Genomic DNA, 15,956 nt, shown 5'->3' on the forward strand with positions numbered 1-15,956 from the left:
ACCCTCCTCAAAAAATCATGCAGCCCACGCTGGGCATCGGTGGGCACTCGATAGACTCGCTCTCGTGACGCCTACCGGAACGAACTACTGCGCAGACAAGAGCTTTTTCACTTCTGCGATGATGGCGCCTATCTCGAATGGCTTTGGCAGGACTGCATCAAACAAATCCGATCTCTGCATACCTATGTGCGCCTGAGCACCGCTCATGAGGATGATTGGCAAACGATTGACGGACGGAAGTGCTCGCACAGCCGTGGCGAACTCCAAGCCGTCCATGACGGGCATCATGAAGTCGGTAACAATCAACGCTGGACGCTCCCTTTCAAGAACTTCGAGTCCCTTTCGACCATTGCTGGCTTTTACGACCATGAAGCCTTCATCCTCCAGCGCGAAGCTGAGGATGTCAGCGATCAGATACTCGTCGTCGACGACCAGGATGGTGGTCATGTTAATTTTTCAACCTGCTCAAAGACTTATGAAATCGAACCAGGCAAGGACTCAGTGGCAACTGAAGGTTCATTCCTCAAAGCCTTTTTCAGGAAAACATCTTGATCACGAATCACCACCTCGAATCGCGAGGGGTCATAGGAGCTATCTCGTACCTTAAGAATGGAAAGCGTCCTGCTTAGTTCAGCGCGATTCTCAAAGAAACGCATCAGCATCAGGTTGTCCACGATGCTCGACAGGTCGGAGTTCGGTGAGCTGACCTCGGAACCGAACAGGTCGCGCATTTCCCAGGATGCAAATACCGTAACGCCTCTGGAGCGCAGCTCATTCATGAGCGCACTGTAGAAATCGGTAATCCGTCCCGGATTTGTCGAAACGCGTGTCATCCCGCTCAGACTGTCGATGAACAGGCGTTTGATACCCTTTTCCTTGACGATGCTCAGCAGTCTTGAGCCGAGTCCATCCAGCAGCCCTTCGGTGGTTGGCTGCCACACAATGCTCAACGCCCCGCTCTCCTCCATGGCTTCGATGTCGATGCCCAGTGAGGATCCTTTCAGGCGCAGCCGCTGTGGACTTTCATAGAACCCAAAATGCAAGCCTGGGGCATCTGGTGTGGACTTGGCCAGGAATTTGAGGCCCAGCGTGGTCTTGCCGATCCCGGAGGGCCCCATGACCAGAGACACACTGGAGCTGTGCAGTCCTCCGCCCAATATATCGTCGAGTGAATCAATCCCACTGGCGATACGCGTCATGTCCGCACTGTCGGACGAGGAAGGACGGCTGTACAGGCTCTCGAGACGCGGATAGACAACCAGGCCGTCATCAGTGATTTCACATTCGTGAAGACCGGTCAGTGCGCTGCTGCCTCGCGTCTTGCGTAGTTGTATACGTCGTACGGAACGAGTGCCGAACAGCTCCTCTCCCATTTCGATCACACCATCAACCATCGTGTGCTCTGGGCTACCGTCGTCAAGCCGTGAACTGGTGAGGAACAGTACGGTACATCCGGCGAACGCTGCGTGGCCTTGCAACTCCAGGATGAATTTCTTGGTGTCGATAGGCGAATCGGCTTTGGAGCGCGCATTGAGCAAACCGTCGACGACCATGACCGTAGCCTTCTGCCGACTGATCTCACGCCGAAGCAGTTTTACTACTTCATCGAGACCTTCGTTTTCCAACGTATCGAATGCGCTGACGAACTGGATTTCAGCGCCCACTTTGGATGAGTCGAAAAAGCTCAGGGTAGAGAGAAACTGAAAGAGACGGTCATGCGACTCGGCCAGCAGTGTGGCGACTAAAACACGGCCTCCATTACGCACGTGATGGAATCCAAGCTGATTGGCGAGGATCGTCTTGCCCGAACCTGGACGACCTTGAATTATGTATGAAGCACCCGCGACCAGCCCTCCGTTAAGCAGAGCGTCGAGCCCTTCGATTCCGCTTTGAAGGCGTTTTAGCTTTTCCACAATGTGACCCTGATCTAAAAAAACAGGCTTTTAAGCCGGATGAATGAAATGCTAACGCCAATTCGAATTCGAGGCCATTCAGGTTCAATAGAAAGTAGACGTGGAAGATCGTTCGCTTTGGGTCGTAAGTAATCATTTGCAATGTCCGATCCCTGGACATCAAGGAAAACTGAAGTGAGCGACAAGGAAAGGCTGCTAAACGATATCTCCGTCATCCTGGGCAGTCGGACGCGCAGGTGCTGAGGAAGATGCCTGGACCTGCGTACCCGCGAGGGGCTGCATCGGTATGCTCTGACCCTGAGCGGCCTGGCTTTGAGGGGTGACCGCGGAGCGTTGCCTCAGGGCCCCAACGCTTTTATTCCAGGCTGACTGGGAGGTGGTGCCAATGGCGCTGGCAACGCTAGTGACTCCATCCCCTACCGCTTGAGCTGCATTTTTTGTGTGGTTGGTCGCTGACACAGCTGTCTCTTTGGCAAATCTGGCGCCGGTGAGCGATGTCTTGAGCGCAAGCTCACCGCCCTTGACCGCCACCCTGCCCGCTGCATCTGCGCCCCCTTCTACCGCTTTTGGTACATGGGCATCGACAGCAGCGGTGGCTTTTTTCGGCACTGATCCACCTAGCGAGGCGCCAGCTGCCCACAGCCCGAAAGCCAGGGTACCCAATACGTTTTTTACGCCCTCCGAGGCTGCGGTAGCCGCCATTTTTCCCAGCTCCGTGGACTTCGCCAGGTTGGCTGTGGCGGTTGTAGCCGCGCCCATTGCAGAAAAACCGCCAATCAGCAGACCATTTCCTACAACACTGACCGGGTCTACTATCTCTTTCAAGGCATCGCCACTGATGACCGCATTCAGCGCCGTGGCCGCGCCTTCACCCAGCCGCGTGGAGACCATCTTGACCAGGGCAGTGGCATCGAGATCCTTTAAGGTCTCGAAGTCATCCAGCCATTCGGTATCTTGATCAATAGGCTTATGAGCCTGCCCTTCCGGTACAGCATCTCGACGACCATAGAGCATCGCAGGGTCAGCCAAATGGTTACTGCGATCACGGCTCACATTGTAATGCTCGATTGCAATACCCACGATGATAGCCGTGACCGGTCGTAGGGCGGGTTGCAGGATTGCATCCAGTTCCTCTCTGCCAGCAGCCGTCATGGCAAGCGTTGATGCGTACATTGCAGTGTTACGTACAGCAAACCCGGTAAGCCATTTATTAGCTTCGTCGAAAGCATTGCGCAATGGACCTTTGTCCAACGCCAGCAGCTTCTCCGCCACCGATGCTTGAAGCGCCGGATGCAGTGTATTGCTCTCGGGCTTAAGGTAATAACCAGGCTTGAAGCCCGCGATCGTCTTGTTACCGGCAGCATCCGCCATACCGGCATACAAGCATGACATAGCGTTCTCTATAGCCGCTTGGCGTACCGTATTGGCATGCTGGCCCGCTACCTGGAGGATCGACGGTTTGAAATTACCGGCCTCGGTCAGCGCCGCAAAGGGTGTCCCCCCCATCCCTGACTTTATCGACGCAAACAATCTGTCGGCCCTGGCTGCGTTTTTTTCCGCCTTCTCCATGTCATGGACGGTATAACCCCCGGCCTCCAGCCGTTGGGCACGGTCATCGCGAATGGCGTTCAGCTCCGCGTTGCGGGCGCTTGAAGCAGGGGCAGCGGGTTGATCGGAGTCAGCTTGTGTTTCAAGGTGAGCCTCGAAATGGTTATGAAGCCGCGTGCGCATTGCTACCCCGATATCGCCGAGGACCGGAGAGTGAGAGGCCCGCAGTGTTGTTTCCTGCTGTATCTCATCAGGTGGACGGGTCAGCTCGCGGCTTGCACCTACATTAATCGTATCCATGGCTTTGTCCTCTTGTCATCGGCAGATAGATGAATGCGAATGACCCCGGTATGAGCGGCGGCATCCTCACACCTGAGTGGCCGTGCCGGAAGAAGCGTTCCAAGGATGTAATAAATTTGAAAAACCGACGGCCACAACTGAAAGGCTGACCGTTCTATTTTTTTCATCGTAGAAGGCGACGCGAAGGCCAGGCCGGTCCTTGGAAACAAGAATGTCGATGCGATAGCTAAAAGTCGCTGAGCAATGGAGCTACTGATAAGAAAGAACCCGTGGCTTTCCCCCAAGACGGGCCCTTCTCATTTGAAAATCTTGCATTCCATGCGCGATGCACACATATTTAGCTCATGAACGATATGAAACTCGAAAACATAGTTGGGGCGCTGTCGCTGGCGATTTCTGACTCTATCCACCAAGGCACTCAAGACCAAGCTCCGGAAGTTGGTCCGGCAGCTGCGGCTATTGCGTTGCTCGGTCACGAGCCAGGCATGTCCATAGAGCGCTTGAGGCGAGCCTTGGGGTTGTCTCATCCTGGAGCTGTGCGCCTGGTTGATAGGCTTGTCACCCAGGGTGTAGTGGAACGTAGACAAGCAGACGCTGATCGGCGTGCCGTTGCGCTCCACCTTACTACCGCAGGAAATGCGAACTGTGCTGCCGTGCTAGCGGTCCGCCATGAACGTATAGCTCGTGTTTTGGAAGTGCTTGATCCGGATGAGCGCGAAATCCTCGGACGGATAACCGAAAAGCTACTCAACGGCCTGGTGAATGATCTCGATCAAGGCTATTCAGTGTGTAGATTGTGCGACCCTGCGTCTTGCACGAATTGTCCAGTCGCAGATGCGTTGAATGAAAATCCCTGCACTGGCCATCTCTGAAAGTAAGCAATATTGCTTAGCAATAGTCTCGCTGCCAGTAAATGGATCCCGGCAGCATGGCTACAAATGGAAGCGCTACTCCACTCTCAGACTTTTATTCACCCCCGCCCTCTTGAGTCCGGATTGGGCGCAGTCGCTGCAGCCCCTCGGTGAGGATCACCAGGCTCACCCCTAACAACGCAACGTCTTTTATCAGGAATGTGCCCAGGAAGTTCAGCCATGGAAAACCTCCCGATCCGGCCTCCCATATCGGCAATACCAACATCATGGAAATGGTCGTAAAGAAGATCAGCGATGCTAACAACCCACCTGCGATAGCTGCTCGAGCAGACCAGGGTGAAGCGATGAGCAGCAGTGCAGTCAGTATCTCGACTACACCCAATAAGTACGAGGTACCGGCTTCGCCAAGAACTGGATAAAGCCAGGCCAGCCATGGGGTGCCACTGATCAGGGGTATGAGTACCTGCACCTCGATCTGCGTGAACTTGAGTAGACCAATCATTAGCAGGGGAAGAACCACGCCGGACAGGACCATTGCCCGATTTACGTTCTCGAGTCTCGAAATACTGGAAGTGAGAGCAGCTTGGCTGCTGGTGACGCTCGTGATGTGCTGCATGGGATTCTCCGATTGCCGATATGTGCTCGAAGCATATATCAGCGATTGGCAAAATGCATGCGTCACGCATATAATATTTCGCTATGAAGCCTAAGCATGTCGTAGATACAGCCGGTACTGGCTAGCGGCTAAGGCGTACGCGGTGCCTCACACTGAACGCGCTTTATCTACCTTTATCCCAGCGATCACCGATGGTTACACTCACAAAGGTACTCATCATGCATAACCACGCGCGGTTCCATCTTGCGGCCCTACTGACAGCAGCCCTAGTCACGGGTGCAACCTACTCACCGTCGCCCACCGCAGCGCTAGCGTCACAGACGTCGACCGCAACGACGGCACCGCCCCATAAACCTGCACTCGCAGGCATCTACGCCTTCACTCTGGGCAAGTTCCGCATCACCGCACTAAGCGACGGGACGCTGCCCCTCGATCTACATCCGCTGCTTAGAGGCATCAGCCCAAAGCAGATCGACGCAATGCTGCAACGCGGATTTGCTCGCAACCCGCTGGAGACGTCTATCAATGCCTACCTCGTCGATACTGGCTCACATGTAGTACTGATCGATACCGGTGCCGGTGAATTGTTCGGTAACGTTGGCGGCAAGCTACCCGAAAGCCTGGCGGCTGCGGGCTACCAGCCGGCGCAGATCACCGATGTGCTGATTACCCACATCCATACCGATCATTCCGGCGGCCTGACACGCGGCGGCCAGATGATGTTTCCCAATGCGACCATCCACGTCGGCCAGGCCGACGTCGACTTCTTCCTGGACCGCGCCAACCTGGACAAGGGGTTAACGCCGGCTTATCTGGAGCAAGCGCTGAAGACGGTTGGCCCGTACCAGCGCGAAGGCAAGCTGAAGCCATTCGCAGCCGAATCCGAAATCCTCCCGGGTATCACCGCCATTCCCACGCCGGGACATACGCCGGGCCACAGCTTTTTTCGGGTCACAAGCGAAGGCGAGAGCATCGATTTCTGGGGCGACATCATGCATGTCGGCCTCATCCAGTTCTCGCGGCCGGAGGTGACAATAACCTTCGACGTCAATCAGAACGCCGCTCGCGCCCAGCGATTACGACAATTTGAGGCTGCCGCGAGTGAGCAACGGTTGTCAGCAGTCGCTCACCTGCCATTTCCGGGCATAGGCCACATCAGGCGCGAAGCCGGCAGGTATGAGTGGGTACCCGTCCAATACCGCAATCGCGACTGAAGGCCTTAGACGCCTGCTTACCAGTTGTAACTCACTTTGGCGGTAATCTCGCGACCCGGGTTGTAGAAGTTCGCTGTGCCGGAACCGACCACGTGCTGCTCATCCAGCAGGTTGCTGACGTTCACCGCAAGGTCGGTGCCCTTGGCGATCTCGTAGTTGAAGGCGGCGTCGAACAGCGTGGTGCCATCGCTTTTGCCGGAGTTGGCTGCATCGAAGTAATAAGAGCCGACGTAGCGCGCACCCAAGCCGACGCTGACATCAGTACCGGGCACGTCGTAATAACTCCAGAGCGAAGCGGAATGCTTGGGCGCCGTGGAGAACTCATTACCCTTCAGGGAGCTGCCGTCGTACAACGAACCGCGCAGTACCTCGGACTCCATATAGGAATAACCGCCTATCAGGCTGATGTTCTGCGTCACCTGCGCCTTGGCCTCCAGGTCGAGACCACGCGCCCGCGATTCGCCCACCGTCTGTTGCTCGATGATGCCGCTCGGCAGCACCACGGCGATGGTGACGTTTTCCTGGGTCAAGTCATAAACGGCTGCGGAGAACAGTGCGTCCATCCCCATCGGCGCATACTTCACGCCCACTTCGTACTGCCTGCCCGTCTGCGGTGTTACGCCAACCTGAGGCGGCGAGACGGATTCCACCATGCTCACATAGGTGGACACCTCGTCGTTGACGATATAAGTCAACGCACCTCGGTAGGAGGTTTCGGAGAAGTTGTCCTTCTCAGTGGATTGCAAGCCTTTGCTGGTAAGGTCCATCGAGTCGTTGCGCATACCCGCGGTGACGATGAAACGCTCGTAGAACGACAGGTTCTGCTGAAGGAAAACAGCCTTGGTGGTCGCGTCTCGTTTGTTGACGGCATACGGCGTGATTGAGCCTGGGACGCCCGTAAACATGGGATTTTTAATGTCAATCGGGGTCGTCAGGGCGTAGACCGAGCTTTCCTTGGTGGTCGAATCGAGGTACTCCACGCCCACCAGGCTGCTGCTGTCGATGTTCTCGAAGCGGGCATCGTATTGCAGCATCAGATTGCCGTTGAACTGGTCGGCCTCAGTGTCCGTTCCAAACAGATACCGGTCAACGGTGGTACCGACACGTCCGGCGCTGTCGCTGAGGTAAACGTAGCCGAAATCATCGGTCAATTTGCTGTAACGCAGATTGCTGCGCAGTACGAAGCCGTTGTCGAAGTCATGCGTGACGTTACCGCTGAGGCTGGTGCGCTCGACATCATGAAAGTTGTAGCTGGGCTCACCATAAAACTTGCTGCGGTCGTACTCTTTGTCCAGCGGATAGCCGCCACTGTTGGGCGAACTTTCAGTTTTCAGATAGTCCAGAATCACGGTGGCTGACGTGTAATCCGTGGGTGCCCAGGTGAGGCCACCCATCACCAACCGGTTATCGTCCTGTGAGTGGTCGTACTCGCGGTCGCTGTTCTGGCCTTTGGCAGTAAAGCGGCCAGCCACGGTTTTCTCGTCGTTCAGCGCATCCCCCACATCGATGCCTGTCTCCACATGGTCAAACGAACCATAGGTCACGTAGCCTTGGCCAAACTGCTCGAAGCGCGGCTGTTTGGTCACGAAATTCACCGAACCGCCCGGGTCCGCTGGGCCAAACAGCGTGGAGTTGGCGCCACGCAGAATCTCTATGCGTTCATAAGCGAACGGATCTTCGCGTACGCCGCGCATCGAACTCAGGGTCAAGCCGTCACGGTAAGTGGTGGCCTGGAAGCCCCGGATCTGGAAATAGTCGTTGCGGTCATCCGTACCATAGAAATCACTGATCACGCCCGGCGTGTATTGCAGCGCCTCTTCCGTGGTGCTGACGCTGCGTTGCTCCATTTCCTTGTTGGTAACAACCGACACCGATGCCGGTGTATTGAGAATGCTGGTTGCCACCTTGCCGCCAACCCAGAGCTCCTTGGCAACTACCGAGTTGGCGTCGTCGTCGGCACTGACCCTGACCTTGGCATTGATGATAAGGGGTGCAAGGCGGTATTCCTCGACGTCCGTTGCGTCGAGCTCCAGCGGGCCGGCGGGCTTTGGTTGAGGGAGCAGTAGATAGGCATTCGGGCCCTGCTGTTCGATTTGCAATTCGCTCCCCTGCAGCAACGATGACAGCGCTGCCGACGTATCGAGCGTGCCATTCACGCCAGCAGTGGTGCGGTTCGCGACACTCGACGCGTCGAAGGAAAGACTGATGCCAGCCTCGCGCGCAAAGCGGTCAAGCGCTGGCGCCAGTGGGCCGGCAGCGATGTTCCACTGCTTGACTGGGTTGCTGTGGTCAGCGCTCGATGTTTGCGCCAGCGATGGCAATGCATAGCTGCTTACGATCAAACCCAAAATCGCAGCGTGCAAGGCACGATTTAATGGATGGCGCTGTGAAACAGGGGACGAACTCATTTTCTCGCTCCAAGAAAGGACATCGGCAGACTGGCCTGTATTCCGGCCTTCCTTAGAGGTCGAACGAGAATGAGAAGCTACCTCATTATTTTTCAGCTAGCACAAATTTTTTGATGGGCTCAGGTTGCAGCGGTCACGGTCACCCAATAACGGGTTCGATAATCAATGTTCAAGTGCAGTGACTGCGCGACCAATGCCAGGACCTGATCGTTGTCGGCGAGCTGGAAGGTGCCGGAAACGCGACGATCAGCGACCTCTTCGGCGCACCGCAGTACCCCAGGGCGATAACGCGACAACTCCACGATGAAATCATTGAGGCGCATATTGCGCGCACTGATCACCCCGTCCCCCCAGCTCCATAGATCCAGGCCGTTGTCCCTGAACATTCGGGTGCCACTTGATGAGAACAGCAGCTGGCTTCCTGCCTGGACGCTGCGGCTCGCAGGAGTTTGACTGGAGCCGGGGAAAACCGTGACTGACCCTTCCTGAGCCGCGACCAGAGTGCCATCATCCAGCTCGCGTGCCAGGAAGCGGGAACTCTGAGCACGCATGATCCCGTCACGTGATTGCACCCAGAGCGGTCGCGCTCGAGGCGAGTGTTGATCCGCGCCGACATTCACGATGATTTCACCACGCCGCAGGATTATCAGGCGGCGCAGGGCGTCGAAATCGCTGTCGACGGCGCTATCGCTATTAAGCTGGATAAGGCTGCCATCATCGAGTTGGAAGCGTCGTTGCTCGCCGGTACTGCTGCGCTGCTGCGCAAGCATGGCAGGTACGGGCGTATAGTCCCGGCCGAGCCAGGCTGCGGTGCTAACAGTAGCCAATAGGCCCAGTAGCTTCAGGCTTTCCCGCCGCCGCATTCCATGATGGGTACCCTCAAGGGTTTGTCGGGCCAATTGAGCCGGCACGCCCGCGAATTCATCCCCAAGCGTTTCCACACGCTGCCACGCCAACACATGCTCCGGGCACTGCTGCAGCCAGTGCTCGAAAGTGCGCTGTGTTTGTTCATCGGCTTGATTGAAGCGAAGGCGCACCAGCCATTCGATCGCCTGCTCGACAATGGCCGGATCGAGCGCCTGCGGCTCATGCCTCGACATAACGCAAGCGATAGCAGTGCTGCAGGGCCGTGGCCAGGTCGCGTTCCACCGTCGCACGGGAAACACCCAGCTTTTCGGCTATTTGCGCGCAGGTCATACCGTCGAGTCGGGCAAATAAAAATGCCTGGCGAACTCTGGGTTTCAGCATACCGAGCATGCGGTCTATGCGCTCGAGCGCATCAAGAATCAACAGCCGGCTTTCTTCCGAGGGGACCTCGTGCCGAGGCAGCAACGTGACGCTTTCCAGGTAGGCACGTTCGAGTTCACGACGCCGATACTGATCGATCATCAGTCCGCGGGCGATACTGCTCAAATAGGCGCGTGGTTCGCGCAAGGGGCTGGACTGACGGGATTTGAGCAGACGTACGAAGGTGTCCTGCGCCAAATCTGCTGCGTTATCCCGACATCCGATGCGTCGGATAAGCCAGCCGTGTAACCACGAGTGGTGGGTTCGATAGAGCAGCCCTAGATCTGCATTACCTAGCGTTTCATCGCTGCGCATCGGAATCCCGGCAAGTACATGATTGATAATTAATCGCATTCTACTCACGCGATAGGCCTTAGGCAAACTTGGCTCATCAAGCCTTCAACAAACATCAACTCACATCGAACGCTTCTCCACCCAACGCCGATACTGACGCGTGCGAAATGCCAGGGCGAGCTGCTGCAGGATCAGCGCACGCAACGGCGACACGCTCGGATCGGGCTGTTTGGCACGACTCAGTTTGTGCAATTGAAACTTCACCACCGCCATGTTCGCCAAGGCCGCAAGGGTCTTGTTTTTCCAAGTGATCGGCGGCAATTGCGGGGCGTTGTCTTTGCCGTGCAGCCAGTCACGCGGCAGGTAAGGATCAATGGCCAACGCCGTACCGATGCCCACCATGTCCACACCGCTTTGCACGACGCTTTCGGCAACCGGACGTCGACGTATGCCACCGGTGACCATCACCGGCATTTTGGCGACGGTCTGGATTTCACGGGCAAACTCGAGGAAATAAGCTTCGCGGGCCAAGGTATGCCCATCACGCGCCTCACCCTGCATGGCGGGGACTTCGTAACTGCCGCCAGATAATTCCACCAGGTCCACCCCCAGGTCGTTGAGCAGCCCGACCACCCTTTTGGCGTCATCGGCCGTGAACCCTCCGCGCTGGAAATCGGTGGAATTGAGTTTGACTGCTACTGCGAATTCCGCCGAAACCACAGCCCTGACCGCCTTGACGACTTCGAGCAACAACCGCGCCCGGTTTTCCAGAGAGCCGCCCCATTCGTCCGTCCTTTGATTGGTCAGCGGCGAAAGGAACTGACTCAACAAATAACCATGGGCGGCATGGATTTCCACGCCGGTAAATCCGGCTTGTTCGCCAAGGCGTGCAGTGTTCGCAAAACGCTGGATGACCTCTTCAATCAAACCAGGGGGCATGGCGTAAGGCGTGGCGAAACGCTTGGACATGTTGCCCAGTGCCAACGGCACGGCTGACGGCGCCCAGGTTTTTTGCCCAAGGTTGGCCTGCATCTGCCGACCTGGGTGGTTGATCTGCAACCAGAACTGCGCACCGCCGGATCGGCCTATACGCGCCCAGCGCTTGAACTTGTCCAACGGCTGATCATCCTGCAACACCACGCCACCCGGTCCGGTCATGGCGCGGCCGTCGACCATCACGTTGCCGGTGATGAGCAGGCCGGCACCGCCGTCGGCCCACGCCTGGTAAAGACGCATCAGTTCTTCGGAGGGCGCCTGGTCGGCGTCCGCCATGTTTTCTTCCATGGCGGCTTTGGCGATTCGGTTCTTGATGGTCGAACCGTTGGGGAGCATCAGGGTGTCGAACACATTCATGGAGCGGTCCTCAGCAGGGTATGAGGCACCTTAAGATTGAAGTCGACTTTAAGGTCAGTCGCTTTTTTTTGCGTGCTTTTGACGGGATCGAAATTTTTACGCCCGTCAGGCCCCGGAAGCCTGACGGGCATTTTTTCTCTTGGAGGACGCTGTCGCACGCTTGCCTGCAGAATGGACAACGCCTTCTTCACGCAGTCGATTGATCAGTAACTGCGCGTTGTCCGCACACGCCATGCCTTCGGGCTTACCCTCGATGCCCTTGATGACGAGCAAAAGTTGCGCCTTGTTCTGGGCCAGCCGTTGCTGCAATACGCCGATCTCCTCAACCTTCTGCTTGAGTCCACTAAGCAACTCATCGTGTTGCCAACCGCCGGCATTCATCGGCATCAGTTGGCGGATTTCCTCCAATGAGAAACCGGCCGCCTGTGCGCCGGTAATGAGCTCCAGAACCCACTCGGTATCTGGTGCGTAATCCCGATAGCCATTGGCTTTGCGTCCAACGGACTTGATCAGACCGCTGGCTTCGTAGAACCGGATGCGTGACGGCGCCAACCCGCTGATTTTCGCCAGTTCGCCTATTCTCATAACACCCCCTGAAAAATCCGTTGCCCTTGAAGTCGACTTTAAGCCTAAAGCCAACTTCAAGGTCAAGCCGCTGCGATGCTAGGTATGCAAGCTGCCCCACCGCTATCGCGAGCGCTTCCACAGGGGTGCGTCAGTGACCGAAAAACTTCGACCAGAAGCAATCAATGCCCAGCTGTCCCGCCTTTGCGATATTCACTGAAGCTCGCTGCATTTTGCTCCAGCGGCAATGCGAGGCCATTCGCAATGTAGGAAACCGTACGGTAAAAGCCCGCGAGCATCAGAACCTCCAGGATCTGATCGTCGTCGAAGTGTTTTCTGAGGTTAAAGAATGCTTCATCGCTTAAAGTCGCTCGATCATGAAGCGCATCGACCGCGGTCAGTAGCGCGGTCTCTTCCTCCTTCCACTGCCCGGGGCGAAGCGGATATTCCAACGTGCCGGAAATCTCTTCCCTGGAGAGCCCGGCGGCCTTCGCGAAGGCCATCACATGCACCCCCCACTCGTACTCACACCCTGTGCGAGCACATACCCTATCGATGACCAGTTCTCTCTGGCGAAGTGTCAACAACGCGCCATCCAGCAACGAACCTGCCTTGAATTTCCGCCATGCGCGATCGCTGCTTGCGATGGTCGAGAATAGAGCGAGTGGCGGTACTCCTACGCCCATTATCTTGTCGAAATCCGCCCTGACATCGGCTGGGTAGGGTTCATTGAGTGCTTTGATTCGTGGCATCGCGTATCCTCCGCTATCAAATGTGTAGCAAGGATAGTCGCTACTGAATGTGTAGCAAACAAGGGCAATAACGATGAGTGATAATCCGGGGTGCGCTTCATCAATACTCAGGGGACGCCGGCCAATCATGGCGCTCCTGGACTTGCTCGGACAAAAATGGGCGCTGAGGGTCCTGTGGGAACTGCGCCATGGCGCGATGAGTTCCAGGGCTCTGAGAAGTGCGGCGGGAGACATCTCTCCCACCGTGCTGCAAAGCAGAATCCACGAGCTGCGCGACGCGGGCATTGTCGAGCGAGTCGACGGCGGCTACAGCCTCACGCCACTTGGCTTGGAGCTATCGGAAGCATTCATGCCCCTCTACCGGTTTGCGGACAAATGGGCGGACTGCCTGGAAACTCGACTCATCGAACAACCCGGTTCGTTGCATCAATGAGCTCTGCCTTACCGCCAGCAAGCGAAGGCGCCGAAGCAGCCACCTTATCGTGTGGGAATCCAAGGGGCATGGCGCTGGCAGCGTCCAGCTGTGCCAGTTGATCCGCCGTCAGCTGAACCTCGACTGACGCCAGGTTATCGGCCATCTGCTCCGGCGTGCGTGGGCCAATGATCGGCAGTGTTCCCTTGGCCAGCACCCAGGCGATTGCGATCTGGCCCGGCGTGTGGCCGGTCTCTTCGGCGATCGCTAACACGGCATCCACCGTCGAGGTCTTGCGCTCGCTGTCCTCATCGTGGATCACCGCCCCCAAACCCTGGGCGCGACCTGTTTCTCCTTTGCGGTATTTACCGGTCAGCAAACCACCGCCTAGCGGCGACCATCCGACGGTTCCGAGATTGAATGCCGCGGCCATTGGCAGGAGTTCACGTTCGGCCGAGCGCTCCACCAGGCTGTGCTCCAATTGCAACGCCGATATCGCCGACCAGCCTCGAAGATCGGCCAGGGTGGCGGCCGTTGCCACACGCCAAGCCGGGAAGTTCGACAGTCCGCTGTAGAGCACTTTGCCAGAGCGGATCAGGTCGTCCAGCCCCCGCACAATTTCGTCGATAGGCGTTACGCCATCAGGCATATGCACCCACAAAAGATCAATGTGATCCGTCTTGAGGCGCTTGAGGCTCGCTTCCACCGAGCTGCGCATGGCTTTGCGGCTGTTACCGGCGCGCAGGACGCCGGCACCGGGTGAATCACCCAGCGAGAATTTGGTCGCCAGCACCACTTCATCGCGCTCGGTCGCCGTGAAATCGCCGAGCATGGATTCCGATTGGCCAAATTGGTATTGATCGGCCGTATCGATGAAATTGCCCCCAGCCTCACGGTAACCGTCGTAGATTTTACGGGCCTCGTCCACCTCGGCCCCGTAACCCCATCCTTTACCGAAATTGCCAGTACCCAGCGCGAGCGAAGAGACCCGCAGGCCGGTATTGCCGAAAATGCGATATCGCATGGCGGACTCCTTCAAGGCAGGAGGCTTCGGCGACCTGCGCTGGGTTGAGAGTGAATGAGTGCGCATGGAGTCTAGACGGCTTATTGAGGACTTGCTGCGATGGGCTGGCTATTGGTAGTGAATGGCTACAATCGGCCAAAAGCAGCCAGTCGACATGAATGCCGGTATTTCTCAGGCACAAAAAAAAAGCTAATCTGAGTGGCTTTTTCTGAATCTTGGAGCGGGAAACGAGACTCGTAACAGGTGTCCGACTCATTGAAATTTATAGGGTTTCTTTTCTTGCCGAAGCAGGAAAAGACTTAATTCTGGACTTGTTTTTGGGGTGTTTCAAGAGCGAAAAAAGGGGTAATTCTAAGCAAGGCTATTGGATTCTACCCATAGCCAATGGACGAACGACCATCAAGCTGGCAGTGTCATTTTCACAGGATCAACAGGGTATGAGCCCCCCGAAAAGACGTCCCAACCTCCCCCGCTCACCAGTCAACTCACAACCGACGAATATCGGCTACCGCAGGCAACTCTTCGGGCTGGTAGACCATGAGCAGATGTTCTGGAGCCCTCTCCCGCTCAGGATCAATGGCCGCTCGGAAGGATTGGATTAAATACTTGGCGATAGGGGCGCGGACGTTAAAAACCGTTGCTGCAGTACCCCCCATGTATTCCTCACGGACCATACGGGCCTGTTCGGCCGACAGATCCCTGTGTGGCACCAGACGCACTGCAACTATCCTGTGCCAATCTACGTCTCGATCCAGCCCTGGGAGGCCGGCGTCTTCAGATGCACTTACCGCCGAAATTCGGCCAAGATTTAGGTCGCAGAATGCCTCGGCTTTCGAACAGTACGCCCGGATGTGCCACCGCGGTCCCGCTTGAATCAGCGAGTGCGGGCGAATTACTCGTTCATGTGCTTCAGGATTACTCATTGAGCGATAGAGCACTCTGATGCAGCGTCCTAGCCGCATTGCACGGTGAATCTGAGCAAACAGCGGGTGCCGGATCGATGTGGCATCGACCTGAATGCTTTCAACCCCCACACCTGCGGATACCGCATCTAAGCTTCCAATCGCTCCGATGAGTCTCTGGTACTCATCGAAAGTGCCACGAGTGAGTGTAGGACGTAGGCTCCAAGAACCCACATAGCTCTTGCTGCCACTATCGGGCTCGCAAGCATCCGGATACTCTGCCCGAAACCCCGCAATGTCCCGGCTGGCCAACGTCTCGTGGATGTTGAACAGATCAAGCAGTCGGGAGCGCGAAACGCGCCCTTCCCAGAGGAGCAGAATCTCGATAGCTTCAAAGCGCTCCTTTGGAGCAGAGTTGCGACGGGTCATATCCGGAAACCAATGAGAACATTTAGAGCCATAGCATAGATGTAGCAATAGACCTATGCTGCGGTTAT

General features: G+C 56.6%; 15 protein-coding genes. 3 read left to right on the forward strand and 12 right to left on the reverse strand.

The window, feature by feature from the left end; translation table 11 throughout:
- Positions 1–84: 84 nt before the first annotated feature.
- From J3P89_RS14800 to J3P89_RS14810, 3 genes are all read right to left on the reverse strand, one after another.
- The gene (locus tag J3P89_RS14800) at positions 85–447 is read right to left on the reverse strand and encodes a response regulator (protein ID WP_434624371.1); all 363 of its coding nucleotides are present in this window, start codon (positions 445–447) and stop codon (positions 85–87) included.
- Positions 448–473: 26 nt separating this feature from the next.
- Positions 474–1,916: an ATPase domain-containing protein gene (locus J3P89_RS14805; RefSeq protein ID WP_434605097.1), complete on the reverse strand. Its 1,443-nt coding sequence runs from the start codon at positions 1,914–1,916 to the stop codon at positions 474–476.
- Between the two features lie 192 nt (positions 1,917–2,108).
- Positions 2,109–3,761, reverse strand: coding sequence for a RopAA-2 (locus J3P89_RS14810; RefSeq protein WP_434694634.1), 1,653 nt, complete (start codon positions 3,759–3,761; stop codon positions 2,109–2,111).
- A 353-nt stretch (positions 3,762–4,114) separates the two neighbouring features.
- On the opposite strand from J3P89_RS14810, the gene J3P89_RS14815 reads away from it, so the two are divergent.
- Positions 4,115–4,633: a MarR family winged helix-turn-helix transcriptional regulator gene (locus J3P89_RS14815; RefSeq protein ID WP_434694635.1), complete on the forward strand. Its 519-nt coding sequence runs from the start codon at positions 4,115–4,117 to the stop codon at positions 4,631–4,633.
- A gap of 94 nt (positions 4,634–4,727) precedes the next feature.
- Here J3P89_RS14815 and J3P89_RS14820 read toward each other — a convergent pair whose 3' ends face one another.
- Positions 4,728–5,249: a YkgB family protein gene (locus tag J3P89_RS14820; RefSeq protein WP_434694636.1), complete on the reverse strand. Its 522-nt coding sequence runs from the start codon at positions 5,247–5,249 to the stop codon at positions 4,728–4,730.
- Between the two features lie 218 nt (positions 5,250–5,467).
- Between J3P89_RS14820 and J3P89_RS14825 the strand changes: the two genes are divergently transcribed.
- On the forward strand, positions 5,468–6,463 hold the full coding sequence (locus J3P89_RS14825; protein WP_434652261.1) for an MBL fold metallo-hydrolase: 996 nt from the start codon (positions 5,468–5,470) through the stop codon (positions 6,461–6,463).
- A gap of 17 nt (positions 6,464–6,480) precedes the next feature.
- Here J3P89_RS14825 and J3P89_RS14830 read toward each other — a convergent pair whose 3' ends face one another.
- From J3P89_RS14830 to J3P89_RS14855, 6 genes are all read right to left on the reverse strand, one after another.
- On the reverse strand, positions 6,481–8,871 hold the full coding sequence (locus J3P89_RS14830; RefSeq protein WP_434694637.1) for a TonB-dependent siderophore receptor: 2,391 nt from the start codon (positions 8,869–8,871) through the stop codon (positions 6,481–6,483).
- Positions 8,872–8,990: 119 nt separating this feature from the next.
- On the reverse strand, positions 8,991–9,971 hold the full coding sequence (locus J3P89_RS14835; protein ID WP_434694638.1) for a DUF4880 domain-containing protein: 981 nt from the start codon (positions 9,969–9,971) through the stop codon (positions 8,991–8,993).
- A complete protein-coding gene (locus tag J3P89_RS14840) occupies positions 9,958–10,473 on the reverse strand; it encodes a sigma-70 family RNA polymerase sigma factor (RefSeq protein ID WP_434697998.1) in 516 nt (171 codons plus the stop codon). Before J3P89_RS14840 ends, J3P89_RS14835 begins: the two co-directional genes overlap by 14 nt.
- Positions 10,474–10,572: 99 nt before the next feature.
- The gene (locus J3P89_RS14845; RefSeq protein ID WP_434694639.1) at positions 10,573–11,805 is read right to left on the reverse strand and encodes an NADH:flavin oxidoreductase/NADH oxidase family protein; all 1,233 of its coding nucleotides are present in this window, start codon (positions 11,803–11,805) and stop codon (positions 10,573–10,575) included.
- A gap of 105 nt (positions 11,806–11,910) precedes the next feature.
- Positions 11,911–12,390, reverse strand: coding sequence for a MerR family transcriptional regulator (locus J3P89_RS14850; RefSeq protein ID WP_434694640.1), 480 nt, complete (start codon positions 12,388–12,390; stop codon positions 11,911–11,913).
- Between the two features lie 161 nt (positions 12,391–12,551).
- Positions 12,552–13,121, reverse strand: a complete 570-nt coding sequence (locus J3P89_RS14855) for a carboxymuconolactone decarboxylase family protein (protein ID WP_434694641.1) — start codon at positions 13,119–13,121, stop codon at positions 12,552–12,554.
- Positions 13,122–13,248: 127 nt separating this feature from the next.
- Here J3P89_RS14855 and J3P89_RS14860 point away from each other — a divergent pair, with 127 nt between their 5' ends.
- A complete protein-coding gene (locus tag J3P89_RS14860) occupies positions 13,249–13,554 on the forward strand; it encodes a winged helix-turn-helix transcriptional regulator (protein ID WP_434694642.1) in 306 nt (101 codons plus the stop codon).
- Here J3P89_RS14860 and J3P89_RS14865 read toward each other — a convergent pair.
- Positions 13,523–14,557, reverse strand: coding sequence for an aldo/keto reductase (locus J3P89_RS14865; RefSeq protein WP_434624397.1), 1,035 nt, complete (start codon positions 14,555–14,557; stop codon positions 13,523–13,525). The genes J3P89_RS14860 and J3P89_RS14865 overlap by 32 nt on opposite strands.
- Positions 14,558–15,042: 485 nt before the next feature.
- A complete protein-coding gene (locus tag J3P89_RS14870; RefSeq protein WP_434694643.1) occupies positions 15,043–15,888 on the reverse strand; it encodes a WYL domain-containing protein in 846 nt (281 codons plus the stop codon).
- Positions 15,889–15,956: the final 68 nt, after the last annotated feature.

It is taken from the genome of Pseudomonas sp. Z1-14 (assembly GCF_051132005.1).
Taxonomy (GTDB): domain Bacteria; phylum Pseudomonadota; class Gammaproteobacteria; order Pseudomonadales; family Pseudomonadaceae; genus Aquipseudomonas.

Excerpts from the sequence above, each read along its gene's own strand:
- J3P89_RS14800 (WP_434624371.1), bottom strand. The coding sequence starts at position 447 with ATGACCACCATCCTGGTCGTCGACGACGAGTATCTGATCGCTGACATC.
- J3P89_RS14810 (WP_434694634.1), bottom strand. The coding sequence starts at position 3,761 with ATGGATACGATTAATGTAGGTGCAAGCCGCGAGCTGACCCGTCCACCT.
- J3P89_RS14815 (WP_434694635.1), top strand. The coding sequence starts at position 4,115 with ATGAAACTCGAAAACATAGTTGGGGCGCTGTCGCTGGCGATTTCTGAC.
- J3P89_RS14820 (WP_434694636.1), bottom strand. The coding sequence starts at position 5,249 with ATGCAGCACATCACGAGCGTCACCAGCAGCCAAGCTGCTCTCACTTCC.
- J3P89_RS14825 (WP_434652261.1), top strand. The coding sequence starts at position 5,468 with ATGCATAACCACGCGCGGTTCCATCTTGCGGCCCTACTGACAGCAGCC.
- J3P89_RS14830 (WP_434694637.1), bottom strand. The coding sequence starts at position 8,871 with ATGAGTTCGTCCCCTGTTTCACAGCGCCATCCATTAAATCGTGCCTTG.
- J3P89_RS14835 (WP_434694638.1), bottom strand. The coding sequence starts at position 9,971 with ATGTCGAGGCATGAGCCGCAGGCGCTCGATCCGGCCATTGTCGAGCAG.
- J3P89_RS14840 (WP_434697998.1), bottom strand. The coding sequence starts at position 10,473 with ATGCGCAGCGATGAAACGCTAGGTAATGCAGATCTAGGGCTGCTCTAT.
- J3P89_RS14845 (WP_434694639.1), bottom strand. The coding sequence starts at position 11,805 with ATGAATGTGTTCGACACCCTGATGCTCCCCAACGGTTCGACCATCAAG.
- J3P89_RS14850 (WP_434694640.1), bottom strand. The coding sequence starts at position 12,390 with ATGAGAATAGGCGAACTGGCGAAAATCAGCGGGTTGGCGCCGTCACGC.
- J3P89_RS14855 (WP_434694641.1), bottom strand. The coding sequence starts at position 13,121 with ATGCCACGAATCAAAGCACTCAATGAACCCTACCCAGCCGATGTCAGG.
- J3P89_RS14860 (WP_434694642.1), top strand. The coding sequence starts at position 13,249 with ATGGCGCTCCTGGACTTGCTCGGACAAAAATGGGCGCTGAGGGTCCTG.
- J3P89_RS14865 (WP_434624397.1), bottom strand. The coding sequence starts at position 14,557 with ATGCGATATCGCATTTTCGGCAATACCGGCCTGCGGGTCTCTTCGCTC.
- J3P89_RS14870 (WP_434694643.1), bottom strand. The coding sequence starts at position 15,888 with ATGACCCGTCGCAACTCTGCTCCAAAGGAGCGCTTTGAAGCTATCGAG.